This window comes from Chitinophaga cymbidii (assembly GCF_007992715.1).
In the GTDB taxonomy this organism is placed as follows: domain Bacteria; phylum Bacteroidota; class Bacteroidia; order Chitinophagales; family Chitinophagaceae; genus Chitinophaga; species Chitinophaga cymbidii.
This window is the reverse complement of record NZ_BKAU01000001.1, coordinates 2,304,580-2,328,784: the sequence shown is the minus strand read 5'-3', so window position 1 is coordinate 2,328,784 and position 24,205 is coordinate 2,304,580. Positions and strand designations below refer to the sequence as shown.

General features: G+C 51.9%; 20 protein-coding genes. 3 read left to right on the top strand and 17 right to left on the bottom strand.

Annotated elements, in window-relative coordinates; genetic code table 11:
• Nucleotides 1-47: 47 nt before the first annotated feature.
• Nucleotides 48-1,118, top strand: a complete 1,071-nt coding sequence (gene pdxA, locus CCY01nite_RS09685) for a 4-hydroxythreonine-4-phosphate dehydrogenase PdxA (RefSeq protein WP_146860084.1) — start codon at nt 48-50, stop codon at nt 1,116-1,118.
• Here the strand turns inward: pdxA and CCY01nite_RS09680 are convergent.
• The 11 genes from CCY01nite_RS09680 to CCY01nite_RS09630 form a co-directional block, all read right to left on the bottom strand.
• Nucleotides 1,115-1,951, bottom strand: a complete 837-nt coding sequence (locus CCY01nite_RS09680) for a class I SAM-dependent methyltransferase (protein WP_146860082.1) — start codon at nt 1,949-1,951, stop codon at nt 1,115-1,117. The genes pdxA and CCY01nite_RS09680 overlap by 4 nt on opposite strands.
• Nucleotides 1,952-2,014: 63 nt before the next feature.
• A complete protein-coding gene (locus CCY01nite_RS09675; protein ID WP_146860080.1) occupies nt 2,015-2,314 on the bottom strand; it encodes a winged helix-turn-helix domain-containing protein in 300 nt (99 codons plus the stop codon).
• 75 nt (nt 2,315-2,389) lie between these two features.
• A complete protein-coding gene (locus CCY01nite_RS09670) occupies nt 2,390-3,037 on the bottom strand; it encodes a hypothetical protein (RefSeq protein ID WP_146860078.1) in 648 nt (215 codons plus the stop codon).
• A 58-nt stretch (nt 3,038-3,095) separates the two neighbouring features.
• Nucleotides 3,096-5,252 (bottom strand): TonB-dependent receptor, encoded by a 2,157-nt coding sequence (locus CCY01nite_RS09665; RefSeq protein WP_146860076.1) that lies wholly within the window; start codon nt 5,250-5,252, stop codon nt 3,096-3,098.
• Between the two features lie 188 nt (nt 5,253-5,440).
• A complete protein-coding gene (gene atpA / locus CCY01nite_RS09660; protein WP_146860075.1) occupies nt 5,441-7,018 on the bottom strand; it encodes a F0F1 ATP synthase subunit alpha in 1,578 nt (525 codons plus the stop codon).
• Nucleotides 7,019-7,106: 88 nt separating this feature from the next.
• Nucleotides 7,107-7,667, bottom strand: coding sequence for an ATP synthase F1 subunit delta (gene atpH, locus CCY01nite_RS09655; protein ID WP_146860073.1), 561 nt, complete (start codon nt 7,665-7,667; stop codon nt 7,107-7,109).
• A 5-nt stretch (nt 7,668-7,672) separates the two neighbouring features.
• Nucleotides 7,673-8,167: a F0F1 ATP synthase subunit B gene (gene atpF, locus CCY01nite_RS09650; RefSeq protein WP_146860071.1), complete on the bottom strand. Its 495-nt coding sequence runs from the start codon at nt 8,165-8,167 to the stop codon at nt 7,673-7,675.
• A gap of 89 nt (nt 8,168-8,256) precedes the next feature.
• Entirely contained in the window at nt 8,257-8,520 is a 264-nt protein-coding gene (atpE, locus tag CCY01nite_RS09645; RefSeq protein WP_119078125.1) for an ATP synthase F0 subunit C, read from the bottom strand.
• Nucleotides 8,521-8,583: 63 nt separating this feature from the next.
• Nucleotides 8,584-9,750, bottom strand: a complete 1,167-nt coding sequence (gene atpB, locus CCY01nite_RS09640) for a F0F1 ATP synthase subunit A (protein WP_146860069.1) — start codon at nt 9,748-9,750, stop codon at nt 8,584-8,586.
• Nucleotides 9,751-9,993: 243 nt separating this feature from the next.
• Nucleotides 9,994-11,751, bottom strand: a complete 1,758-nt coding sequence (locus tag CCY01nite_RS09635; protein ID WP_146860067.1) for an ABC transporter ATP-binding protein — start codon at nt 11,749-11,751, stop codon at nt 9,994-9,996.
• A gap of 143 nt (nt 11,752-11,894) precedes the next feature.
• Nucleotides 11,895-14,081, bottom strand: a complete 2,187-nt coding sequence (locus tag CCY01nite_RS09630) for a hypothetical protein (RefSeq protein ID WP_146860066.1) — start codon at nt 14,079-14,081, stop codon at nt 11,895-11,897.
• A gap of 271 nt (nt 14,082-14,352) precedes the next feature.
• On the opposite strand from CCY01nite_RS09630, the gene CCY01nite_RS09625 reads away from it, so the two are divergent.
• Nucleotides 14,353-15,042: a response regulator transcription factor gene (locus CCY01nite_RS09625; protein WP_186830984.1), complete on the top strand. Its 690-nt coding sequence runs from the start codon at nt 14,353-14,355 to the stop codon at nt 15,040-15,042.
• A 124-nt stretch (nt 15,043-15,166) separates the two neighbouring features.
• Nucleotides 15,167-16,219, top strand: a complete 1,053-nt coding sequence (locus tag CCY01nite_RS09620; RefSeq protein ID WP_186830983.1) for a sensor histidine kinase — start codon at nt 15,167-15,169, stop codon at nt 16,217-16,219.
• Here CCY01nite_RS09620 and CCY01nite_RS09615 read toward each other — a convergent pair.
• The 6 genes from CCY01nite_RS09615 to CCY01nite_RS09590 all read right to left on the bottom strand — a co-directional run bounded on the left by CCY01nite_RS09615 (nt 16,216) and on the right by CCY01nite_RS09590 (nt 24,166).
• Complete coding sequence (locus CCY01nite_RS09615; RefSeq protein WP_222614335.1) at nt 16,216-17,526, bottom strand: putative porin; 1,311 nt, start codon at nt 17,524-17,526, stop codon at nt 16,216-16,218. The genes CCY01nite_RS09620 and CCY01nite_RS09615 overlap by 4 nt on opposite strands.
• 129 nt (nt 17,527-17,655) lie before the next feature.
• Nucleotides 17,656-20,571 carry a TonB-dependent receptor gene (locus CCY01nite_RS09610; protein ID WP_146860061.1) on the bottom strand — a complete coding sequence of 972 codons (2,916 nt, stop codon included), beginning with the start codon at nt 20,569-20,571 and terminating at the stop codon, nt 17,656-17,658.
• A gap of 104 nt (nt 20,572-20,675) precedes the next feature.
• Entirely contained in the window at nt 20,676-22,010 is a 1,335-nt protein-coding gene (locus CCY01nite_RS09605; protein WP_146860059.1) for a beta-helix domain-containing protein, read from the bottom strand.
• A gap of 354 nt (nt 22,011-22,364) precedes the next feature.
• Nucleotides 22,365-22,733 carry a hypothetical protein gene (locus tag CCY01nite_RS09600; protein ID WP_146860057.1) on the bottom strand — a complete coding sequence of 123 codons (369 nt, stop codon included), beginning with the start codon at nt 22,731-22,733 and terminating at the stop codon, nt 22,365-22,367.
• Nucleotides 22,734-22,839: 106 nt separating this feature from the next.
• A complete protein-coding gene (locus CCY01nite_RS09595) occupies nt 22,840-23,301 on the bottom strand; it encodes a DUF1572 domain-containing protein (RefSeq protein ID WP_146861001.1) in 462 nt (153 codons plus the stop codon).
• A 31-nt stretch (nt 23,302-23,332) separates the two neighbouring features.
• Nucleotides 23,333-24,166, bottom strand: coding sequence for a UDP-2,3-diacylglucosamine diphosphatase (locus CCY01nite_RS09590; protein WP_146860055.1), 834 nt, complete (start codon nt 24,164-24,166; stop codon nt 23,333-23,335).
• Between the last annotated feature and the right edge of the window lie 39 nt (nt 24,167-24,205).

Below are 24,205 nucleotides of genomic sequence, written 5' to 3'. Positions count from 1 at the left end.
AACTATAACCCGTATATTTGTCAGATACATTTTATACTGGAAATAGCATGAGTACTGCCACCCATACGCACCGGCCCGTGATCGGGATCACGGTGGGCGATCTGAACAGCATCGGAACGGAGATCATCATCAAAACCTTCGCGGACAACCGTATGCTGGAATTGTGTACCCCGGTGATCTTCGCATCCAATAAAACGATCAACTTCTACCGGAAGCTGCTCAACGAGAACAACTTCAATTACCAGAGCATAAAAGATTTTACACGCCTGAACCCCAAGCAGGTGAGCGTTTTCAACTGCTGGGAAGAGGAAGTGCAGATCATGCCGGGCACGCTCAATGAAACCGGCGGCAAATATGCGGCGCGCTCACTGGCCGTAGCCATCGAATGCCTGCGCGACAAACAGGTGGAAGGACTGGTTACCGCACCGATCCACAAGAAGAACATCCAGAGCGCGGACTTCAATTTCACCGGCCACACGCCCTACCTGCAGCAAGCCTTCAACAGCAAGGACGTGCTCATGTTCATGACCGCGGAAAACATGCGCGTGGGCCTGCTCACCGAGCATGTGCCGGTGGCGGAGATCACGAAATACGTTACCAAAGAAAATATTCTCAGCAAGCTGGCCATCATGCGCGATAGCCTTATTAAGGATTTCGGGATCGATAACCCGCGTATTGCGGTACTGGGACTGAACCCCCACGCCGGCGACGAAGGGCTGATCGGTGATGAGGAAAGCAAACATATCACGCCCGCTATCCGGCAGGCGAAACATCAGGGAACGTTGTGCTTCGGGCCTTACAGCGCCGATGCGTTCTTTGCCCGTGAAATGTACCGCCGGTTCGACGGGGTGCTGGCCATGTACCACGACCAGGGGCTGATCCCTTTCAAATCCCTCGCCATCGGCGAAGGCATCAACTATACGGCCGGACTTCCCATCGTGCGCACGTCACCGGACCACGGCACCGCGTTTGACATCGCAGGCAAGAACACCGCGGACGAATCTTCCTTCCGCCAGGCTATCTACACCTGCATCGACATCATTGCGCGGCGCAAGCAATACGCGGAAAATACGCGGAACCCGCTGAAGAAATCGGAACTGGCATCCGAAGGAATCTAAAGATAGAACGCCATCATTTCTATCAACCCTTCCCCTTCTTCATAGAACAGCTCATTGCGCCCGTTCAGCTTGAACTCCGCGCTCTTCATGGAATCCACGCCCACCACATCTCCGTGCAGCGATGCTATGGCGCTGAACATCTGTTCGCGGCTATACGTTTGTATCGCTTTGCCGGTCATCGATTCCACCTGCTGCTTTGTGGAATGGAACAGCGGCAGCGCCGAATGCGGTATTGCATATTCCGGTAACAGGTAATCCATCAGCACAATATTCGTTTTATTCGGCGTGGAGAAGGTCTGCATGAGATCGATAAAATTCTCTTCAGAGAGATAATGCACGATCCCTTCAAACACAATGATGGTGGGCCTTCCGGAGGAATACCCCGCATCCCGGAGGCGATGCTCCAGATGCAGGGTATCCGTTATATCCGCCTGAATAAAATGAACCGGAGGCTCATCCGGCAACAAACCCTGGTAGTGGTGCGCCTTGGCCTGCAGATGCGCGGCATCCAGCTCATAGATGCTGTGGATGGCGCTTCCGTGGTATTCCGACAGATGAAGTGAAAGCGGGTCGAGGCCGGCGCCGGGGATGCATATCTGTACAGGCTCGTCTTCATTCAGGAATTGCTCCAGCTGGTAGCGGATAAAACGTTTGCGGACAAGTACAACGCCGCCGGTAGCGGGGTCCATGCTGCGGGCCAGCGCGTCGCTTTCCCGCAGGTCCAGCTTTTCATAGTAAGTGCGGGTGGGCCCCCCCTGGTACAATGAACGGGCGAATGACAGCACGAGCGCGGCTGTGGGGGCCACTTTCAGTGGATGATCAAGTAAGTCCATAGTGAATCGGGTTACATGTATTATGAAGATAATACAGAACACTGCAAAGAGGTGTCAGTCCGGCTATTTGCGCTTGCCGGTATGCAGGTACGACTGAATGGAGGTTACGTAATTCTCGAACGCTTTCTTTCCTTTGTTCGTAATACGACAGATGGTTTGGGGATAATTGTCTTTGAACTGCTTGATCACTTCAATATACTCCGCATCCCTGAGCTTGTTGATCTGCACGCTCAGGTTGCCGGCGGTGGCATTCGTCTTTTCTTTCAGAAACGTAAACTCCGCTTCCTGTTCACTCACTAATACGGACATCACTGCAAGCCTCAATTGGGAATGCAGTACCGGGTCCAGCGCTTTGAAATCCATCTACCGTAAGTTTTGGCGATAAAAATAAGGAAGGGCCGGCGGACTTGAAAGGCAATTCCGCCGGCCTTCTGATATTTATTTGATCTGTTCGATCAGCATTTTCGTATAGGCTTCCCCCCATTGCGGTACAATGGAGCTGGCGGGTTTGGCCGCGGCGAACTTCGTCAATGCCACTTCAAACATTTCTTTTGCCTTTGTTTTGCTGCCGCCGAATGCTTCCGGCGTGTACAGCAGCGCCTGCCCCTGCAGCATGTACACACGCGGGTTCTCCGGGTCCATTTTCTTTGCTTCTTCCAGTACAGCGGCAGATTCCGGGCCATACTTCATGCCACGGGTCATGGGGTCTACGCCAATGCGGGCGGAGAGGATCATGGACAGGATGCAGTTGATGTCCGCGTCCTTTCCTTTCAGCGCCTGCGCTTTCTCCGCGTTTACCAATGCCATGTCCGCCAGCTCATCGATCTTTCCTTTGTCTTTCGTCATATAGGCTTCGTTCACGCGGCAATAAGCGGCATAATAGTAAGGCAGCCATTGCGTTTGCTCTGCCTGCGCAATGCGTTCGAACGTATTAGCCAGCTGCTGCATGCCGCCGGCGTTGTAGGTGTTGCTGCTGTCCAGCAGGCCCACCTGCTGTTTCATCGCATCATTGTATTGTTCGCTCTGGGCTTGCGCGGCAAAGGTGACGCCGCCGGCCAGTACGAGTGAAAAAAGGATCTGTTTCATGTTTAATTTTTTACGGGTCAGATGGAACCTTGAAGGTTTCATTTTGTTGAGGTTTTTATTATTGTCTGTTGATTACTTCCTGTGTACGGTCTATGCCGAAGCTCATGAACATGCCAAGGTAAAAGAACCTCGGCGCCATGGGCCCTACCATGGAGCGGCGCAGCTTGTCCGACGAATAACGGAACCCGTATTCCTGGTCGTTGCCCAGTACGTTTGACATCGTGAATACGAATACGGTGAACGCCTGCCCTATTTTCGTGATATAGTTTACGTTTACGCTGAGCGTGTTCAGCGTGCGCGTGCGGTCTTTCATGAACTCGCTTTCCGGGCGGGTGGGGTTGTAGTACGGCCGGCCGGTGGCGAATGAATACGTGGCGCCGAGGTTCAGTTGTAATGATGAGATATAATGCTTGTATACCAGCGTGGCGGTATGATCGGCCGCGAAATCGGGCTGCACGCGGAACGGATAGTTCAGGTAGTCACGTTTCGTATCGAGATAGGAATACGAAAGCCAGTAGTCCACGTTTTTGATCGATTTGCGGTCGCGCCAGAACAGCTCTATTCCTTTCGCATAGCCGTTGCCGTTATTGTTATAGTCCGGTACGGTTTTCACCAGGTCGTGATACTCCTTGTAAAACACTTCCGTGCGGAGGGTGTAAAATTCGGTGACGCGCTGGAAGCTGGCGATGTAGTGCGTGGCGCGCATGTAGCCCAGGTCATGGTCGAAGCGGAGGTGCTGCGGTTCTGGTTTCTGATAGAACTCGCCGTAGGCCAGGGCTACCTGGCTCTTGCCGTCCAGCTTGTAAGCCAGCGAAGCGCGCGGCGCGATGTTGGCATTGCGGAGCAGGGAAGAATATTCGTACCGGCCGCCCAGCCGTCCAACAAAGCGGGGCGTGAAATAGATATCGCCTTCCACGAAGCCCGCCGCATAGCTGTCCACATAATCCGCATTCCACTCATTGAAAGCAGACCTTTCATCCGCGTACTGGTATTCGCTGCCGAAGCGCAGCAGGGAATAGCGGCCGAGGTTTTTGGAGAACACCATCCTGAACTGGCTGAGGTCTTGCCGCGCGCGGATGCGTGTGGGCAGCGGATGCTTGCCGATCGTGTCCATGTAGATGCGGTCGTGGTTCGTACTGTAAGAGGTGCCGAGCTGAACGCGCCAGCCTTTGCCGAGACTTTCTTTATAGTTGAGGTTGGTGTAGACGTTGTAATTCTCCAGTTCAAAATCTTCCTTAAAGCCGGGATATTCAAGGCTTTCGCCCTGGAAGCCGAAGCGGTTCCAGCTGCCGGTGACAAAGAACTTCAGCATGCCCGTCTTTGATGTTTTCATGCGGTAGTTGGCGGATACATTGGCGCCTTGCGGCGCGATGGTGGGCTTTTGCTTTTGCTTCATCAGCGCGAAGTAGGGCGTCAGGTTGGCGTAATCCGCTTCAAAGCCGTACGCTTTCTTTTTATCTTTTGTGAGGATGTCTACCCCCACACTCGGCCCTACCGAGCCGAGGCCAAGCGTGTAGGACGAGCGGTCTGGTAAATCGGTGGATTCCAGTACCAGGGCGGAAGACAGGGCCTGGCCATATTGCGCGGAGTAGCCGCCGCTGCTGAAGGTGGTGCCTTTGAACAGGAAGGGCGAGAACCTGCCGCGCGCGGCGAAATCCGGCATGCCGCTGTAAAAGGGGTTGCGCACCATCATCCCGTCTATGAACGTTTGTGTTTCGTAGCCGGTGCCTCCGCGCACGAAGAGCCCTTCTTTCTCTCCTACCTGCTGCGCACCGGGCAGCGTGCGGAGCGCGCTCACAATGTCCGCATTGGCGCCGGCGGTAGTCACAATGTCCAGCGGTTTGAGCATGGTGTTCTTCTTTTCATCGCTGGCTTCGAAGCTGCCGGCGGAGATGGTGACCATTTTCAGCTCGTTCACGGTTTCGCGGAGTACGAGCTGCAACTGCTGTGCGTCCGCGATGTCCGTTTTGATCTCGAGGGTCTGGTACCCGGTAAGGCTGGCGGTGATAAAGCGTTCGCCGGTAACGGAAGTGGTGAAGGAAAAGGTGCCGTCTGCTTTGGTGGTGGCGCCGTCGTAAGAGCCTTTGATAGCGATGTTCACACCGGGCAGGGGTTTGCGTTTGGCGGTGGTGACCCTGCCGCTGACTGTCTGCTGGGCCTCCAGCAGCAGGGGAATGAAGGTGAGGAATATCAGGGTTAAGAATGGCTTGTGCATATAGGTTAAGTTAAATGATCACAGCAAATGTAAAGTAGTTTATATTATAAACCAAATATTAATTCCCGCTTGCCGTTTCTGAAAAATTCCATCCGCGGCGGCCCGTTAATTCCACCCGCGGCGGCCATCATCGCTATAAAAAAAGCCCCCTGCAAGCAGGAGGCTTCTATATTCACATGGTTGAATGCTTATGCAAAACGGGGCTTCAGCTCTTCTGCCAGCGCCACCATTCTTTTCAGACCTTCTTCCGGCAGGTTGCCTTTCTTGAATTCAGACAGTACGTCCGGCAGCCTTACTTCCATTTCGTGCAGGAAGGCTTCTTCGAATGCCCTTACATTTTTCACGGGCACTTCGCGCATCAGGCCGTTGGTGCCGAGGTAGATGATCGCCACCTGTTTTTCCACGGAGAACGGGCTGGATTGCGCCTGCTTCAGGATTTCCACGTTGCGCGCGCCTTTGTCCAGTACGGATTTGGTAGCCGCATCCAGGTCGCCGCCGAATTTGGAGAAGGCTTCCATTTCGCGGTATTGCGCCTGGTCGAGCTTCAGGGTACCGGCTACTTTCTTCATGGACTTGATCTGCGCGTTACCACCTACGCGGCTCACGGAGATACCTACGTTGATAGCGGGGCGGATACCGGCGTTGAACAGGTTACCTTCCAGGAAGATCTGTCCGTCGGTAATGGAGATCACGTTCGTGGGGATGTATGCGGATACGTCACCGGCTTGTGTTTCGATGATGGGCAAAGCCGTCAGGGAGCCACCGCCTTTTACGAGGTGTTTGATGGATTCGGGACAATCATTCATTTGCTGTGCGATTTCATCTTTGGAGATGATCTTCGCAGCGCGCTCCAGGAGGCGGCTGTGCAGGTAGAATACGTCACCGGGATAAGCTTCACGGCCGGGCGGGCGGCGCAGCAGCAGGGATACCTCACGGTAAGCTACGGCTTGTTTGGACAGGTCATCGTAGATGATCAGGGCCGGGCGGCCGGTGTCGCGGAAGAACTCGCCGATCGCAGCGCCTGCGAACGGAGCGTAGAACTGCAGCGGAGCGGGCTCGGAAGCGGAAGCTGCAACGATGGTGGTGTAGGCCATCGCGCCATTGTCCTGCAGGGTTTTCATCACACCTGCAATGGTGGAGGCTTTCTGGCCGATCGCTACATATATGCAATACACGGGTTTACCGGCATCGTAAAATTCTTTCTGGTTAATGATGGTGTCTATACAGATCGCGGTCTTGCCGGTCTGGCGGTCACCGATCACCAGCTCACGCTGGCCGCGGCCGATGGGGATCATGGCGTCGATGGCCTTGATGCCTGTTTGCAGCGGTTCTTTTACGGGCTCACGGTAGATAACGCCGGGGGCTTTACGCTCTAGGGGCATTTCGTACAGTTCGCCGGAAATGGGGCCTTTACCGTCGATCGGGGTGCCCAGGGTGTTAACAACACGGCCGATCAATCCTTCACCTACGTTGATAGATGCGATCTGACCGGTGCGGCGTACGGTGTTACCTTCCTTGATGTCTTTTGCATCACCCATCAATACCACACCCACGTTGTCTTCTTCAAGGTTCAGTACGATCGCTTTTACGCCGTTCTCAAATTCTACCAGCTCACCGGAGCGAACGTTGTTCAGTCCGTACACGCGGGCGATACCATCACCTACAGACAGCACGGTACCTACTTCTTCCAGCTCCGCGGAGGCGTTGAAGTTGCTGAGTTGCTGGCGTAATATCGCCGAAATTTCATCTGGCTTAATGTCAACCATTTGTTATGCTTTTTTAAAGAGTCGTTAAGGTTTAAACTAAATATAACGACAACAGCTTTGCGGTTACGCAGCGGCTGCTGTTAAATACTTATCTGATCTCAGATACGTAAATATTTTTAAGGAACTGCTTTTTGATATCTTTCAGATCACGCAGTACGGAGGCATCGAACAGTTCGTTGCCGGTTTCCAGTACAAAGCCGCCGATCAGCTCCGGGTTCACGGCTGTTTCTATTTCCACCTTGCGGCCCGCGGAAGCTTCTACTTTCTCCCGGATCAGGTTCAGCTGTCCGTTCTCCAAGGGAGCGGCGGACGTGAGTTTCACGCGGGTGATGTTGTTCAGCAGGTTGTATTGTTTTTCAAATTCCACGGCAATCTCCGCCAATACGCTTTCACGGCCTTTGATGCTCAGCAGGCGGATGAAGCCGGAAGTAATGGCGCTGATCTTTCCATCGAGGATGGCGCCGAGTATCTTTACTTTTTTATCGGCTTTGATCACCGGGCTTCTCAGCAGGGCAACCACGTCCGCATTGCTGCGCGTGATGGCCTTCAGCAGCAACATATCGCTATGTACGGCTGCCAGCTGATCTTTCTCAACTGCCAGGTCTATCAGTGATTTAGCGTATCTGGATGCTAAACGGGGATTCTGCATAATCTTTAATTCATTTTGATTTCCTGGGCCAACTGTTTGATGTAGGCTTCCTGGTTCTGCTTGTCAGACAGTTCTTTACGCAATACTTTCTCCGCTACTTCGATCACCAGCGTGCCTACCTGGTTCTTCACTTCCGTGAGGGCGGCCATTTTCTGGTTCTCGATGGCTACGGAAGCGTCCTGGATGATCTTCTTGGCTTCGGCCTGGGCTTGCGCCTTGGCTTCGCTGATGATCTTTTCCTTGGCTTCTTTCGCTTCTTTCAAGATGAGGCTGCGCTCGGCTTTCGCTTCGGCCAGTACATGCTCATGCTCCGCTTTCATCTGCGCCATTTCCTCTTTCACTCTTTCAGCGGTGGCAATAGAGTCGGTAATGGAATCTTCCCTTTCCTTTAACGTGGAGAGGATTGGTTTCCACGCGAATTTCTTCAGGATGAGGAAAACAATGATGAAGATAAGCAATGAAATGAAAAACAGGCCCAAGGCCGGTTGCAACAAATCCATATATCAGTATTTAATAGTTGTTATGCTTTTCGAAAATTGAATTACTGCATCCATTGCCCTGTGCGCCGGATGCAGTAACAAGTTTGTTCTTACAGAACTACTGCCAGCAGACCAGCGATAACGCCGAACAGGGCAACACCCTCTACCAGCGCCGCAGCCAGGATCATGTTTGCACGGATGTCGTTAGCAGCTTCAGGTTGACGGGCGATGGATTCCAGCGCGCTCTTGCCGATGTTACCTACACCGATACCAGCCGCGATAGCAGCGATACCAGCGCCGATTGCACCACCAGCTTGTGCCAGACCAGAAGAAGCAGCTTCAGTAGCCTGCATTAAAACAGTTAAAAGTGCCATAATGAAATGTGTATTTGAAATTAAAGATTAAACGCTTTTGTTGTTTTGGTTTTCTTACATCTTTTAATGATGATGTTCGTCGTGCTGATGCTCCATTGCTTGGCCGATAAATACTGCCGTCAGGTTCGCAAAGATGAATGCCTGGATGAATGCTACCAGTACTTCCAGCAACATCATCACGATGTTGAAGGCGATGGTGATGGGCAAAAATCCGTAACCTGCTACTTTGTTCAGGGAACCAAATATAAATACCAGTGAAATAATGCTCAGGATGATGATGTGGCCGGCCAGCATGTTGGCGAACAACCGTATCATCAGGGAAACCGGCTTGGTGATCACACCGATCAGCTCCACCGGCGCCAGGATCACTTTCACACCGCCCGGTACGGGAGGGTTGAAGATGTGGCCCCAGAAATGTTTGTTCGTGCTCCACATCATCACTACAAAGCTGATCAGCGCCAGCGCGGCGGTCACGGCGATGTTGCCGGTCACGTTCGCTGCTCCGGGCAGCAGGCCCAGCAGGTTCATGATCAGGATGAAAAAGAAGATGGTGAGTATGAAGGGAACGTATTTGTCTGCTTTTATACCGGGGATGTTGGGTTTTACCACTTCGTCGCGGATGAAGATGATCACGGGTTCCAGGAGGCTTTGCAGCCCTTTCGGCGCCTGGCGGTGACCGCGGATGCGGTAGCTCTTCGCCACTTTCAGCATGATCACCACGAGCAGGATGGCGCCCAGCAGCATGGCGGTGATGTTCTTGGTGAGAGACAGATCATAGATCTTTTCACCGGTAGGATTGCCTGCAGCGTCCACGGCAATGATGCTGCCATCGATGTGCTCCTTTGCGCTCAGGCCCTTTTCTTCGAGGTAGTGCGCGTTCACCAGGCGGTAGCCGTCATATGCCTCATGACCGTGATGGAAACGGGAAGAAGAGAAAACGGACAAGCCACGGTTCTCATTGTAGATGATCACCGGCAGCGGAAGGGTTACATGCAGGTCGCCAACGCTCAGCAGGTGCCAGTCGTGCGCATCCTTTACGTGACCGAGGATCACTTCTTTCGCATTAAAGCCTTTCTTTTCTTCATGTCCGCCTGCGGCATGCTCTTCATGTTTACCTGCGGCATGGGGGGCATGCTCTTCATTAACCGAAGCAAATGCGCCGGAAACGGCCACAGAAAAAACCGTTATCAGGGCTACCAGCTTGTATTTGAACCGAGTCGAGGAAATCACCGTTTTCTGAAATTTTGTGCAAAGGTAGGCGATTTTATATAAAATAGTAGCGGGGAATAAAAAAACTGACGAGGATCATATCGGGGTGCTACGGGGTGTATCAACAGGCTCGTTTTCAGACTATTACAAGCAAAACAGGCATCGTTCATTTTAAGTAAATTTGTTATATATCTGCTTCGTGTCTGAAGTACATATTCAGACTGTTTTCATTTCTCTGACGCATTTGGCCGGCTACTGCGCACCTTAATTGGGGAGGGCTTGCGAAGAGGCGAACTGCATAGTGTACAGCTTGTGGTAATATCCTTCCTGCTTCAGCAGCTCTTCATGCGTGCCCAGTTCCTTGATCTCTCCTTTGTCCAGCACAATGATCTGGTCCGCCTTGCTGATGGTGCTCAGGCGGTGTGCGATCACAATGGCGGTACGGCCGGCGATGAGCTTTTCGATCGCATGCTGGATAAGCATTTCGGATTCGGTGTCTACGGAAGAGGTGGCCTCATCGAGGATGAGGATAGCGGGATTGTAGAGCAGCGCGCGGATGAAGGAGATCAGCTGCCGCTGGCCGAGGGACAGGGTACTGCCGCGTTCCATCACCGGGAAATCGTATCCGCCGGGCAGCTGAAGGATGAACTCGTGCATGCCGATGAGCTTTGCGGCATGCTCTACCTGCTCGCGGCTGATGGCGGGGTTCCGCAGGGTGATGTTCTCATACACGGAGCCGGCGAAAAGGAATACATCCTGCAGCACAACGCCTACCCTGCTGCGGAGTTCATCCAGCTTGTAATCCTGCAGGGGAATGCCGTCTATGCAGATGCGGCCTTTCTGAATATCGTAGAGGCGGTTGAGAATGCTGATGATGGTGGTTTTGCCGGAGCCGGTATGGCCTACGAGCGCAATGGTCTGCCCGGGTTTGGCGTGAAAGGTGATATCCTTCAGCACATAACGCTCTTCCTTGTATGCGAACCATACATGTTCAAAATCGATGGCGCCTTTCATGTCTTTCGCGGAATGCGTGCCATTGTCTGGCAAGGACTCTTCGCTGTCCAGCACCTTGAACACCCGCTCACTGGCCACCATGCCCATTTGCAAGGTGTTGAACTTGTCCGCCAGGATACGCAGCGGGCGGAACAGCATGTTGAGGTACATGATGAACGCGATCATCACGCCCTGCGTTACTTCATAATTCAGCACCTTATTGGAGCCCCACCACACCATCAATCCCAATGAAATAGCCAGGATGATTTCCACTACCGGGAAAAAGATGGAATATGCAAAAATGGCGTCTATATTGGCTTTGCGGTGATCTTTATTGATGTTGCGGAACTTGCCGAACTCACGGTGCTCGGCGGAAAATGCCTGTACGATGAGAATGCCGGTAAGATGTTCCTGCACAAAGGCATTGAGCGCCGCCACGGCGTTGCGCACGCGGTGGAAAGATTTGTTCACGCTTTCCTTGAACCAGTAAGTAGCGAGGATCAGCACGGGGAAAGGAGAAAGGCTGATGAGCGTCAGGCGCCAGTCCTCATAAAACATCACACCCAGGATGGCGAAGATCATGAGCACGTCCGCCACAATGGAAATGATGCCTTCGGAAAAAATATCGTTGATGGCTTCAATGTCGTTGATGGTGCGGGTGGTGAGGGTGCCGATGGGCGTTCTGTCAAAAAAGGCGAGGTTCAGCTTTACTACTTTGCGGTATACGGCCAGGCGCAAGTCTTTGATAACGGACTGGCCGAGCCAGTTGGTGATGAAGGAAAAGAGGAAGCGCATCGCTGTTTCCACCAGCAGCAGTCCTATCTGGATGATGGTAACGATCAGCAGCATCTGCGCCCACTGGTTGGTGATGTATTTGTCAACAGAAAGCTGAATCAGAAAAGGTCTGACCGGCGAAATGAGCGCCAGCAATACCGTAAGGAACATGGACAGGTAAAAATAGCGCCGGTAGGGCGCGGCAAATGAGAAGACCCGTTTTAACAAACTGAAATCGAAGACCCGCTTTTCCATCTATGTAAAAGTAATGCTTAATCGCAAAATGCAAAAGGGAGAATGCTGTGTGGCGTTCTCCCTTTTGTATTTGCGTTTCGAATAAGTATTCCCGAAGCCGGGTGCTGGCTTTTGGCCGTTTTGCTGATGCGTTGAAACGCCGGTCAGTTCGTTTCCTTCATCACCTGCCGGTAAGCCTTGATGAAGATGGCGCCGAGGTTCTTGTGCGGCGGCACATAGTCGTCAAACAGCGGCTTGTTGCCTTTGTCCGCATCGAACTTCCTGCCGAGGCCGGCCCACATTTCCACCCAGTCCACATTCTTGCCGGAGCGGATCACATCTTCCAGGCTGCGGATGATGGGCTCGTTCACCCAGCGGGTACCTACCTGCTTGGAGGAAATGATGTGCGCTTCGGGCGCTTTTTCCAGCACGGTGGCGAGGTTGTGATAGCCGCCGCAGGAGCCGAGGATCACAATGCGCGCGGTGCTTTGCAGGTTGTCCAGCGTGGTGTTCACGTGGTAGCTGTGCCCGCGGTGTATGAATACGGTGGGGTGTATATCTTTTTCGTCCAGGTACTCGGCCAGCTTCTCGATCGCCGTTTTATCCTCCGGTTCTTCCAGCGGATTGTTGGCGAAAATAGTGGTGGGCTTGCCTTTCACGGAGGAGATGGTGGTCCAATACTGGCCTTTGTTCACCTTCCATTCGCTGGCGGGGAAGTTGCCCATGAAGCTGGCGTAGGAACTTTTGCCGTCGTCATCGCCATAGAAGAACACCTGCTGGTATACGCGGCCGCTGTCGTTCGGCAAAGTATTAAACTCAACGTAGTTGATCGGCGGCAGCTGTAATTTGGCGGCCATGCCGGTGGCCCATGCGGAATCCCCGCCGGCGCCCTGCTCGGTGAAGATGCTGTTGAGCAACTCGTAAATGGTGATGCCTCTTTTATCTTTTTTCTCTGTTACGAATACGAGGTTCTTACGCACTTCGGTCCGCAGGAAGTCCAGCAGCTTGGGATCGCGGATGCTGCCGAAGGAGTTGGCCACGTCCACCGCATCTTCCAGGTCTTCTGTTTTTTCCAGGCTGCGGACGAATTTCACCATCAGGTAGTTGGCGTTCTCCGGGTCCATGGACTTCAGAAAGTGGTCCAGCGTATTAAAGCCCGCGGCCATGGCAATGAATTTCTTGAAGCGGTCGAAGCTCACGAGCATCAGCAGGCTGTCTCCGCGGGAGGGGTTCATGCGCAGCATCATCTGGTCGTACAGGCCGTTCTTCGCGGCGTTGGTGTAGCTCGATGTATACAGCTCTTCCTGGCCGTTGATGATCAGGTAGTACAGTTCTTCCGGTGTAAAATCTTTTACGATGCGGAAGCGGACGGTATGGCTTTCATCATGCAGGTCGTTGATCTCGCGGATATACCGCAGTGACTTGGCGTGCATGTTTTCGCTCATGGCCTTCAGACCGATGGGATTTTCGCCTTCCGCTTTTTTATGTTGCAGTACGATGGATGCTTTCACCATCTGCCTGAAATAATTATCGTCGTTCTCCACGGCTTTTTCAAGTTCCGGGATGGTGGCGGCGCCGTTCATCAGCTGGTCGATGAAAGGCATCAGCTTGGTGGATTGGTGGGACCGGCCGATCTGCACGATCTGCTGCACCAGTGGGTCCGGATTGCGGCGGATGGCGCTGGCGGTCGGCGTATAGGAAGTAGCGTAGGTCAACACCTGGTTAGGGTGCTTCCGCGCTACAGCGGCGATAATGGAATCGGTAACCGCGTAATCCAGGTAGGGGCCAAGCTTGGCCATGATGTTATCCAGGTTCTTGAAAGCATATTTGGAGAACATCTCTCCGCGGGATTCCTTGTAGCCGGGATTGGCGGAAAACGCCTCGATGATGCGCTCCCCTGCTTCAAAGCTGAGTGTTTTCGCGAAAGGATAAATGCTTTCGCCTTTAACATCGGCGTGCATCATGCCGCGGTAAGCCTGCACCATGGCCGGCGCTTCTTCCGCGTCGATCCGGCGGTAAGCGCGCTTGCTGTTATAATCTTTCAGCAGCTGCTGCAGGCCGGAGAGGTACTTCACTTTCAGGCGGTGGTCCAGCGCTGTATCCAGCTCTATTTCCACCTGCAGGTCGTCTACCATTTTGGTGAGCGCGTTCGTCACCTGCAGATTCATGTTCTGATCTTCCGACACCTTTACATAATTATCGGCCTTGCCATCGAACTTGTCAGCATTTACCTGCTCCTTGTCGATGTTGTCATGGAAGCCCTGACGGGAGATCGGGATATTGACTTTCTGTGCGAAGGATGTAGTGCTGTAAACAATCCCCAAAGATATGATTAGTAATAATTTCGTCATATAACTGAATTACGCCGACTCTTTACTGCAAATTTACTACCAATTATTGCGATTTACCAATTTCCACACAATCATTAAAAAAATAGATTATTTAAAATTCGATCTATATCAATTCCATTCATCAATTTTATGCTACCCGGGACAAAAAAACTGTACCTTTGCAACCGTAACCATAATGACAGTGGCGGCCTGAATTAACAATTACATAATGTTATCATTTCATGAATCGGCAATGTGGTGATTAATTTTGTGCCGTCTTAAAACCAAGTTTATGTTGATGGATCAAGCGGTAGCTGTTGGAAAAATCCTGGTAGTAGATGATGAGACGGACATCCTGGAAATCATCAGCTACAACCTGAAGAGCGCCGGCTACGAAACGGTGACGGCCAAAGATGGCAGCGAAGCCATTCAGAAGGCCAAGATCTTCCGTCCGGACCTGATCATGCTTGATATCATGATGCCGAACAAGAATGGTATCGACACCTGCAAGGAGATCCGCAAGCTGCCGGAGTTCAAGGAAACGATGGTATTGTTCCTGACGGCGCTGAACGATGAGAAAAGCGAGATCGAGGGGTTGAATATGGGAGCGGACGATTACATTGCGAAGCCCATCAAACCGAAATTACTGGTAAGCCGCATCAATGCGCTCTTCCGCAGGCTGAACAAAGTGGAAGAACAGCAATTGCAGCTGGGCGACCTGGTGATAGACCGTGAAAAATTCACCGTTACCTATAAAGGGCAGGACATCATCCTGGCTAAAAAAGAATTTGAGCTGTTACAGCTGCTCGCCTCCAAACCCGGGCGGGTATTCCTCCGTAACGAGATCCTCAACCAGGTATGGGGCACAGAGGTGATCGTAGGCGACCGCACGATAGACGTGCACATCCGCAAAATACGCCAGAAACTGGGCGTAGACCTGATCACCACCGTCAAGGGCGTGGGGTACAAATTCGAGATGTAATAACAACCCCTTTTCACTTTAAACTGCTGACTCTCCGGATCGGGGCCTTTTTTGGCATGGTGTTATGGCAAATAGAAAATTTGGGTTAATTTCCCAGTATTACAATCATTACTCACTCTGGAGTATGTTCAAAGCCAAAAATCTTTCTCCGCAAAAGCTCGCCGGTTTCACCGCGCTGGTGCTTTCTATTATCATGGTATTGGGTTGCCTGGTGCTGGGAATGAGCCTCCGCATAACGCTCATCGCGTTCGTGCTCACGTTCCTCGTATCCTACTACCTCTACCTGTATACGCTGCAGAACTTCATCTACCGCAAGATCAAGCTGATCTACAAATTCATCTACCAGACCAAAGCCTCCAAACGGGAAGATTTCTTCAACAAGAACATCCTGCCGCTGAAAACCATCGATGAAGTAAGTGAAGACGTGGAAAAGTGGGCTTCACAGAAAAAGGAGGAGCTGGAAAACCTGCGCCGCAACGAGGCTTTCCGCAAGGAGTTCCTGCTGAACCTTTCGCACGAGCTGAAAACGCCCATCTTCGCCGTGCAGGGGTATATCCATACGCTGCTGGACGGCGCTATTGAAGATCCTTCCGTGAACAAGATGTTCCTCAAGAACGCTACCAAGAACATCGACCGGCTTTGCCGCCTGATCGACGACCTGGACGAAATATCCAAGCTGGAAAGCGGCGAGATGACCATCAACAAGGAACTTTTCGTGATACAGGACCTGATCAAAGATGTGTTCGACACGCTTTCGCTCAAAGCCAACCAGAAAGACATCAAATTCAGCATCAAAAAAGGTTGCGAAGCGCCGGTATATGTGATGGCGGACAAGGAGAAGATCCGCCAGGTGCTGATCAACCTCATCGAAAACTCCGTAAAATACGGGAAACCGGATGGGCAGACCATCGCCAGCATTTATAATATGGACGGCAAACGTGTGCTGATAGAGATCTCGGATAGCGGCATCGGCATGGCGGAAGAGCATCTGCCGCGGGTGTTCGAGCGTTTCTACCGGACAGACCGCGCGCGGAGCCGCGACATCGGTGGTACCGGCCTTGGCCTCGCCATCGTGAAACACATTGTGGAGGCGCACGACCAGACGATCAACGTGCGAAGCAAGGTGGACGTTGGGTCTACCTTCGGGTTTACGCTGGAGCTTGGAAAGGAAAACTAGAACCGGTACTGCAACCGGCAGGTGAACACGTTATCATCCACATCATCCGTATAACCTTCCAGCGACGTGGATTCATTCCAGATCCGGTCGAACCACAACGTAGCCTTCATGTGCTCGTTGAAATAATACACATAACCCGCGCCGAAGGTATCATACCGGATATCGGCGATCGTGAGGTTCAATCCATCTTTTCCGATCTGTTTTCCGCTGACCTGCGTGTTGGGGTCGTACCAGTCGTATTTCAACACCAGCTGATGTTTTTCGCTGCCGAGGTGTTGCAGGAAATTGAAATAGGCGCCGTCGAACTGCCGGATGGCCAGCGGAGCGTAGGCTTCCGCGATCATGGGTATTTCGCCGGGGGTTTCGGAATGGTCGCGGGTACCCGTTTGCGTGCCGCGGATATATTCCGCCCTGAACTGCGTAGCGCCCTTGACGTTAGGGATCAGGAACTGCGCGTCGCCGCCGTAATAGTGGCGCGGGGCTATCACGCCCACGTTTGCGTCTGAAGAATCTTTCAGGAACTGCCCGCTGTGCTGCATCCGGTAGATAACGGGCGTGAATTGTTCAAGCCCGCCGTACAGAATGGATGCGCCCGCGGAGAGGAGCCATTGCTGCTGATTGATGGCCGTGGGTTTCATGGCTACACGGGCGATGAGGTCTTTATGGCTGTCGTAATCCTCCGGCCCAGCGAGGCCCTGGCCGTTAAAGACGCCCAGGTCCACTTCCAGGAAAGACAGCGGGTGGGATTTCTGTCTTGGCGCGAAGCTCACCATCGCGCCGAGGTCACGTTCCGTTTTCATGAGTATCTGTGACATGCGGCCACGTTCGGGCGCTTCACGGTCGCCGCTGGAATAGTTGATCTCAAACCCGAAAGGCCGGGCGAACATGCCCATGGTCAGCGACATCACATCCCATTTTCCATCAAAAAAACGTCCCCAGAAGTCGCGTATGTTCACTCCCCGCTCCGTTCCGTCGAACTGGAACACGAACTGCATGGTGGGGAGGTTCTGCTTGTTATAATGCTCGTAATCGAAGCGGATACGGCCGCGGCGGAACATGAAACGGTTGTCTGACTGTTTCGGGAAATCGCCACCCTGGTAAACGCCCATGCCTTTGCCGGTAGACCACTGGAATTGCGGCTGCATATATCCGCTGATGCGGAGATGGTCGAAATTCTTGTAGATGGAGATCATCCCTTTGCCGAGGGAGGTGCTGGTGTCTATCATGTCCATCAGGAACTGCGCCCGTACGGACATCGTCGAACAAATGATAAAAACAGATAATACCAACCGTTTGGTCTGTAACATGTAGCGCCCGTTTTGTGGAACCGCAAAAATACAGTCCCGTTCTTAAAAGAAAAAACCGGTGTTTATAATAACAAAGAGGCTGTTCTTTTACGAACAGCCTCTTGCGAAACAATTATTGAAAGACAAAAATTACTTGCTGATGGAGTATCCGAGCGTGAGCTTGTATACTCTGCCGGGGTTGAAAGCCTGTGTGGTGAAATATTCGCCGTTGTGCTCCTGGTAGGTGACCACATCATAATCCAGGATGTTGTTCACATTCAGGGCTACGGAAAACTGGTTTTTGAATTGTTTTCTGATCCTGAAATTCAGTTCGGGAACAGGGACATTGCTCTTGATGCGGTTTTCCTGCTTGTCTTTGATACGCCCGTAAACTTCATATACGTCCGGTGCGGCGCCGGCGCCGTTAGCGAACAGGCGGGGCCCGAACACATTGGCGAACAAAGTGGATTCCCATCCTTTTTCCTTCTGGTCGTAAGACAGCAGCAGGTTTACAATGTAAGGCGATTGCGCCGCGAACGGCCTCCAGTTCTTCAGATCAGGATTCACCTGTTTGCGGATGTCGTATTCTGCGGAGCGCAGCATCACTTTCGAATAGATGTAAGTGAAGTTGACGCCGAACTTGAAATTCTTTACTACCGGGTCGATGAAGCCAAGTCCTTTTCTGAACTCGATCTCCGCACCTGCGAGATTGGCCTGCTGGCTATTCACATATTTGTATTGCGGCTGGTCTGAAGTTGCATCCAGTTCCGTTACGATAGGATTCTGGAAATTCTTGTAGAAAAGGCTGACTGCAAACAGCTCGTCAGACTTGGGGAAAAGCTCGTACCGGAAATCCACATTGGTGATATTGGTCCGTTCAATATCAGGATTTCCAACGATGGGGAACCCGCCCAGCAGGTCAAATGAAATGAACGGCGCCATTTCACGCATGTTCGGGCGGGCCAGTGTACGGCTGCCTGACAGGCGCAGGTTGGCTTTGTCATTCAAGGCATAGATAAAATTCAGTGAAGGCAGCACGTCCACAGCATCGATCTTGCCCGGAGCGCGGGAGCCGGATTTCACGTTCACCTGGTAATCTGTGGTCTCTATCCTCGCTCCTATAACTGTTTTCAGCTTGGGGCTAAGGTTAAACGTTCCCATCAGGTAGCCTGCTATCACCTGCTCATACCCTTCGTACAGGTTGGAAGGTTGTGTCTGGTCCTCATATGTATTGCCGAAGATCGCGGACGATCCGCTTTTTCCCAGCACTCCCGTATTATCGGCGCCGAAGAAACGGTCGAAATCTCCTGCCGCTTCTCCAAAGCTCAGATATTCCGCATCAGCGGGATCGGTCCCTGTGGTTGACAACTGATAGCGGTATTCGGTAAAGTCACGTTCCTTACGGCTGATGAAGCCGCCATATTTAAGCGTGAACTTCTTCATGCTGCTTGTAAGATCCAGCTTGCCCATGTACTGGTTGTCTTTCAGATCACGGAAAAAATGGAAAGGATTAGGCACCTCGCGAACGAAGAAGTAATCCCCCGCAGCGGTCACCGGTGCGCCAAGGAAGCGGAGGTCCGGTTCGTACTGGCTGGACAGGATATAGTTTGCCGCCCATTCGATGGTTGTTTCGCCAAAGAAAGAAGCTCTGTGTTTGCCTTTCAGCTGGGAGTTCAGCAGACTGCGTTGCTGAAACCCGATCACGCGGTTCCTGTATTCGCCGGAGGACAAGGCGCCGGGGAAAGTTCCTTTATCCAGGTTAAGAACAGACTGATCTCCTGTATTATTATAGATCACGCTTGCGCCGATCTCGTTCTTCCCAAACTGGTACGCAGCGGATGCGATGCCGCCAATGGTCGCAGACGACAGGCTTTCTGTACCGGAAGAGTAGAGGAAGCGCTGCATGCGGTTTTCGTTGGAGATATTCGCTTTATAGTTATTGATGACGCGGTTGTCGTAAAAGCGGTTGTCATGCTGGTAATTCAGGCCGAGATTGAAGCCGAAGGCATTGCCATTACCGGATTTGAAACGGTTGCCGGTAGCAATATTCAGGCTCCGGTTAAGGCCCGGCGAGCCCGCTGCAACAGAATAGGGCCTGTCAGCAAACACCCGCATGGAACGGTTGAAGTCGCTGATCATCTGGTTATCCGGATTATTCTGGATGCTGGCAATAGAGCTTCCCAGGCTTGTCATATAGGGATTCTTGCGAGCCAGGTCCGGAAGTTTTCTTGAACCGTCGTCAAACCCGATCCAGTCGGTTTTACCCTGGATGGGATCGGAGAGGAAATTATTATTGAACGTGGCCTGATCGTTCACGCCAACAGAGGCCGAAACATTCAGATAAAAGCGGTCAGGCAGCGATTTGGTAGTGATGTCTACTGCTCCACCGGTGAAATTGCCCGGCAGATCGGGTGTGAAAGTTTTTTTCACCACGATGTTATCCACCATGGTGGAGGGAATAAGGTCCATGCTCGCACTGTTGCGATAGGGGTCTGTACTGGGCAGGGACATCCCGTCCATCTGCGAAATACTATACCTGTCTCCCAATCCGCGCATCACAATAAATTTACCTCCTTCTACAGACGCGCCCGTTACCCGTTTCATGGATTCCGCCGAATTGCTGAACCCGATCTTGCTGATCTCCTGGGAAGAGATGCCGTCCTGTACAGAGAGGGAGTTTTTTTGCAGCCGCAAGACCGATACTTCATTATTATCGATCGCGCTGGCCGTGATCACGACCTGTTTAAGGTCTACAGATTTTTGTGAAAGTGCCATGTCGAGGCTCTTCAGTCCTCCCGCTTTCACCTCTACTTCCTCTACTATTTTAGACTGATAAGAGATGTAGGAGAACTCAAGGGTATACTTTCCCGGGGCTAATTTCAGATTGTATTTACCGTCGATGCCGGTAACGGCGCCGCCGTTGGTTTGCTTAACACGTATGTTCACGCCTATCAGGATATCGCCGCTGGCGCCATCCACAATTGTTCCGGCAACGGTGCCCGTTTGAGCCATTGCAGCGGAAACAGAGATGAAAAAGAAGAAAAGAATTGTAACAATATTTCTCATGATCGATGATATTACACCGTATAAAATGTTCGCTTGTAATCCTGGTTGTCAATGAAAAAAAGGAAGCCCTCTATAGCTTCCTTTTTTTCTATACGATAATGCAATTATTTGAGGTAACCGAAACGTGCCAGCGTTGTCCAGTCAGCCAGCCAAACCGTACCTGCGGGATCAAAAGCGCCCTTATAGGTAGTCTGCACCGCGCCTTTGGTCACATCAGCAGCCAATACAGTTGCCAGATCGGTAGTTGCAGCCGCAGCATCCGGGCGGGGGTCCAGGCCAGCGCTGCCGTTAGTGCGGGAAATACCTTTGAGTTGCGGATCTGTAAATACGTTTTCATCAGCAGTCAGCTTGGCGCCGATCGTTGCGCCGGTGGGATCAGCGGGCGTAAATCCGTCGGCTGAGGTAGGAACAACCATGTCCAGGATAGACGTAGCGCCATGACCGAACCAGATATTGCCGGTGATCTTGTTTTCGCCGCCTATGTATTTGCTGTAGGAGTCGAAGCTTTCGCCGCGGTCTTCAATTTCGATGCCTTTGCCGTTGAAGTCGGTGATGATGCTGTTATAAACAGACAGCGCGCCGCCATCACGGATCACCATAGCGGAGAAACCTGCGTCACGTGTACCTGCAGCACCCTGGCCGATAGCGGTCCAGTTGTAGATGCGTGCGGTCGTGTAGAGGCTCGCATCGTCCGGGTCTGCACCGTCCCATTCGCCTACGAAGTCTGAATTATCGCTTTTCTGCAGGGTGAAAAGGTATTGACCGAAGCCAGCCCAGCCCAGGTCAAAATCAAATGCATCGTCTTCCGCAAATGCAACGCTGATACGTTTGATGTTCACAGTACCGCCGAAGATTTCAATACCATCGTCAGCAGACACGAAGATGTCGATGTCTTCAATGGTCGTACCGCTACCTACGCCACCCAGCGTCAGGCCCTGGATTTCGTCGCCGGGGCCGATCTCAGCACCGGTAAAGCGGATAGATACATATTTCAGGATGCCGGAGCTATGCGCAGCTTCGGCACCGCCATACATGGCACGGGCTTCGCCGTCAGGAATACCTTCGATCTGTAATTCGGTTGCACCGCCAGCAAACACAGGCGCCTTTCCGAGGACGATCAGGCCAGCCCAGAGTTTGGAGTTGGAGGGCCCCAGGTTGGGGCTGCCGCCCAGTGCTTCCTGATCTTTTTCAGAAGTAAAGATGATCGGATTTTCTTTTGTACCCGCTGCATTAATAGTAGCGTTGCGGGTGATGATCAGAGAAGATTCATTTCCTTCTGACACATCGGAAGGATTTTCAAAGCCCATGATCACAGTACCGGCTTCGATTTTCAGCTCACCGCTTTCTACGAAAACGTAGCCATCAATATAATAAACGGAATCGTTCGAGAGCGTACGGTTTCCTTTAATAGGCTCATACAGGATTACTCCATTATCCACGATCAGATCGGCATAAGGATGCTTATTTCCCGGCTCAGGTGCCGGATCATCATTATCCTTACATGCATACATACCTGATGCCACTACGGAAATTGCCAGAATTGAAAGAAATTTTTTAGCAGTAATCATAACAAAACTTTGTTTGTGCAAAGAAACAGATAACATTGCGGAGGAGGGATAAAAAGCGTATTAAGGAATTATTAATAATCGGCCATAGCAGCGGGTTTGCGGGCAACAAGACTGATAATATTTTAGCCGTTTCTGATGAAATACGGCAGCGATAATGCAAGCGCTTTATCGCAATGTTAAGAATAGATTAAGAAATTGTTACCAAACAGAAGGAGGCAAAAAATATTACACCGCGCGGTTCTGCTGGCTGCCATTTCTGCCCTGCCGGGCAAGCAGTTCCAGCGATATGTCCAGCTGCCTGCCGGATTCCTCTTCGCTGCAGGGTGTGATCTGGAAGAGGCGCAGGCTTTTATTGGTAAATGGTTTGGAGTCCTTGTTGCACAGCTCCATCGTGAAGTTGAACTTTTCTTCCAGCTCTTCTTCAAACTCCCGGAGGCTGAGGGTTTCGTCAATAGGATGTTCTACCATCACCTCTTCTTCCAGGCCCGCCGCGCGTAAAGTATCGAAGGCATTGCCGGGAGAATGATGAATGTATACCGCAACATTGCAATGGAGTAGCCGCTGAATCTGCATTTGCAATAGGGAGATGGTCATTAATGGATGTAACTTGAGCGTCTTCATCAATTTTCTTACTGGTTCCCCAAACTTACGACCGCGGCGTTAATTCAATATTATGCGGAGGTTATGGAATTGTGAATAACTAGCTCAACATCTTTTTTATCAATGAGATTTGGCCGAGATGATAATGCGTGTGTTCGATGATGCCGGTCAGGTTTCTGTAGTAATTACCGTATTGGGGAGCTGCAAATGCTTCGAACAGCTTTTTTTCTTCCATCTTCCCGATCTCGGCGGCGAACTGTTCCGCGTCCGTAAATACTTTATCAACCAGTTTTTGCCAGTCTTCTTCGGATGTCAGCGGCGGCAGGTCGAAGCTGAATTTATCGCTGGCGTCCAGCGGGCCGCCCTGCAATACCTGCAGTACGGCGCTTACATAATAATTGATATGAAACACGAGCACGGCGATGGTGTTCAGGTTGCCCACCTTTGTAATTGCCTGTTGCCAGGTGACGCCGGACAGGGTATCTTTGAGATTGACGGCCGTCCAGTTCCCGCCGGAGTGAACTTCCCGGAAATGTTTTGCTATTTGTTCCACCAGGCTCATGGTCCGAATATCGGGAAAAACGGTCAGCATTTCAACTGCCGGGGAAAGTGATCACCCGCGACGCGGCCCATTCCGGCAAGGCCGCGTCTTCCTCTTCTTCCACCACAACAGCTTTCCTCGAAGATACCGGATGCTGGTACAGGCTCCATTCGCCCCGGCTGTATTCCAGCGCGGTGAGGCTTTCCACCCAGTCGCCGGAATTGAGATAGGTCACGGTTTTGCCGTTGCTGTACATTTCTTTGATCACAGGCTGATGGATATGGCCACAGCAAACTACATCGAACTGCTTATCCACGGCTATTTCCACCACCGTCTGCTCAAAATCGGAAATGAATTTCACGGCCTGCTTTACGCTTTCCTTTACTTTTTTGGAGAACGACATTTTTTCGCGGCCCATTTTTTCGAGCAGATGATTCACCAGCCGGTTCAGGATGATCAGCAGATCATATCCCTTGCCGCCCAGCTTGGCGAGCCATTTGGAGTTCTTCATGGTCACGTCGTACACGTCCCCGTGGAAGAACCAGTGGCGCTTGCCGTCCACTTCCAGGATGAGCTTGTTGTCGATCACAAAATTGCTAAGCCCGAAGCCGGCGTATTTACGAAGGGCTTCGTCGTGGTTACCGGTGAGATAGTAGACTTCGGTGCCTTTGCCGATCATTTTCAGGATGCGGCGGATCACTTTGGTATGGGATTTTGGAAAGTAGCGCTTGCTGAACTGCCAGATGTCGATGATGTCCCCGTTCAGAACAAGGACCCGCGGATCTATGCTGTCCAGATAATTTACAAGCTCTTTCGCGTGACAGCCGTAGATCCCCAGGTGTACGTCGGAGATCACGACAATATCTAATGGGCGTTTGTCGGACATTTTTAGACCTTCGGTTTCATCTGTTAATATTTAATTGCA

Bases quoted from the DNA above. Each gene is read 5' to 3' on its own strand.
- pdxA (WP_146860084.1), top strand. From the start codon at position 48: ATGAGTACTGCCACCCATACGCACCGGCCCGTGATCGGGATCACGGTG.
- CCY01nite_RS09680 (WP_146860082.1), bottom strand. From the start codon at position 1,951: ATGGACTTACTTGATCATCCACTGAAAGTGGCCCCCACAGCCGCGCTC.
- CCY01nite_RS09675 (WP_146860080.1), bottom strand. From the start codon at position 2,314: ATGGATTTCAAAGCGCTGGACCCGGTACTGCATTCCCAATTGAGGCTT.
- CCY01nite_RS09670 (WP_146860078.1), bottom strand. From the start codon at position 3,037: ATGAAACAGATCCTTTTTTCACTCGTACTGGCCGGCGGCGTCACCTTT.
- CCY01nite_RS09665 (WP_146860076.1), bottom strand. From the start codon at position 5,252: ATGCACAAGCCATTCTTAACCCTGATATTCCTCACCTTCATTCCCCTG.
- atpA (WP_146860075.1), bottom strand. From the start codon at position 7,018: ATGGTTGACATTAAGCCAGATGAAATTTCGGCGATATTACGCCAGCAA.
- atpH (WP_146860073.1), bottom strand. From the start codon at position 7,667: ATGCAGAATCCCCGTTTAGCATCCAGATACGCTAAATCACTGATAGAC.
- atpF (WP_146860071.1), bottom strand. From the start codon at position 8,167: ATGGATTTGTTGCAACCGGCCTTGGGCCTGTTTTTCATTTCATTGCTT.
- atpE (WP_119078125.1), bottom strand. From the start codon at position 8,520: ATGGCACTTTTAACTGTTTTAATGCAGGCTACTGAAGCTGCTTCTTCT.
- CCY01nite_RS09635 (WP_146860067.1), bottom strand. From the start codon at position 11,751: ATGGAAAAGCGGGTCTTCGATTTCAGTTTGTTAAAACGGGTCTTCTCA.
- CCY01nite_RS09630 (WP_146860066.1), bottom strand. From the start codon at position 14,081: ATGACGAAATTATTACTAATCATATCTTTGGGGATTGTTTACAGCACT.
- CCY01nite_RS09625 (WP_186830984.1), top strand. From the start codon at position 14,353: ATGTTGATGGATCAAGCGGTAGCTGTTGGAAAAATCCTGGTAGTAGAT.
- CCY01nite_RS09620 (WP_186830983.1), top strand. From the start codon at position 15,167: ATGTTCAAAGCCAAAAATCTTTCTCCGCAAAAGCTCGCCGGTTTCACC.
- CCY01nite_RS09615 (WP_222614335.1), bottom strand. From the start codon at position 17,526: ATGTTACAGACCAAACGGTTGGTATTATCTGTTTTTATCATTTGTTCG.
- CCY01nite_RS09610 (WP_146860061.1), bottom strand. From the start codon at position 20,571: ATGAGAAATATTGTTACAATTCTTTTCTTCTTTTTCATCTCTGTTTCC.
- CCY01nite_RS09600 (WP_146860057.1), bottom strand. From the start codon at position 22,733: ATGACCATCTCCCTATTGCAAATGCAGATTCAGCGGCTACTCCATTGC.
- CCY01nite_RS09595 (WP_146861001.1), bottom strand. From the start codon at position 23,301: ATGAGCCTGGTGGAACAAATAGCAAAACATTTCCGGGAAGTTCACTCC.
- CCY01nite_RS09590 (WP_146860055.1), bottom strand. From the start codon at position 24,166: ATGTCCGACAAACGCCCATTAGATATTGTCGTGATCTCCGACGTACAC.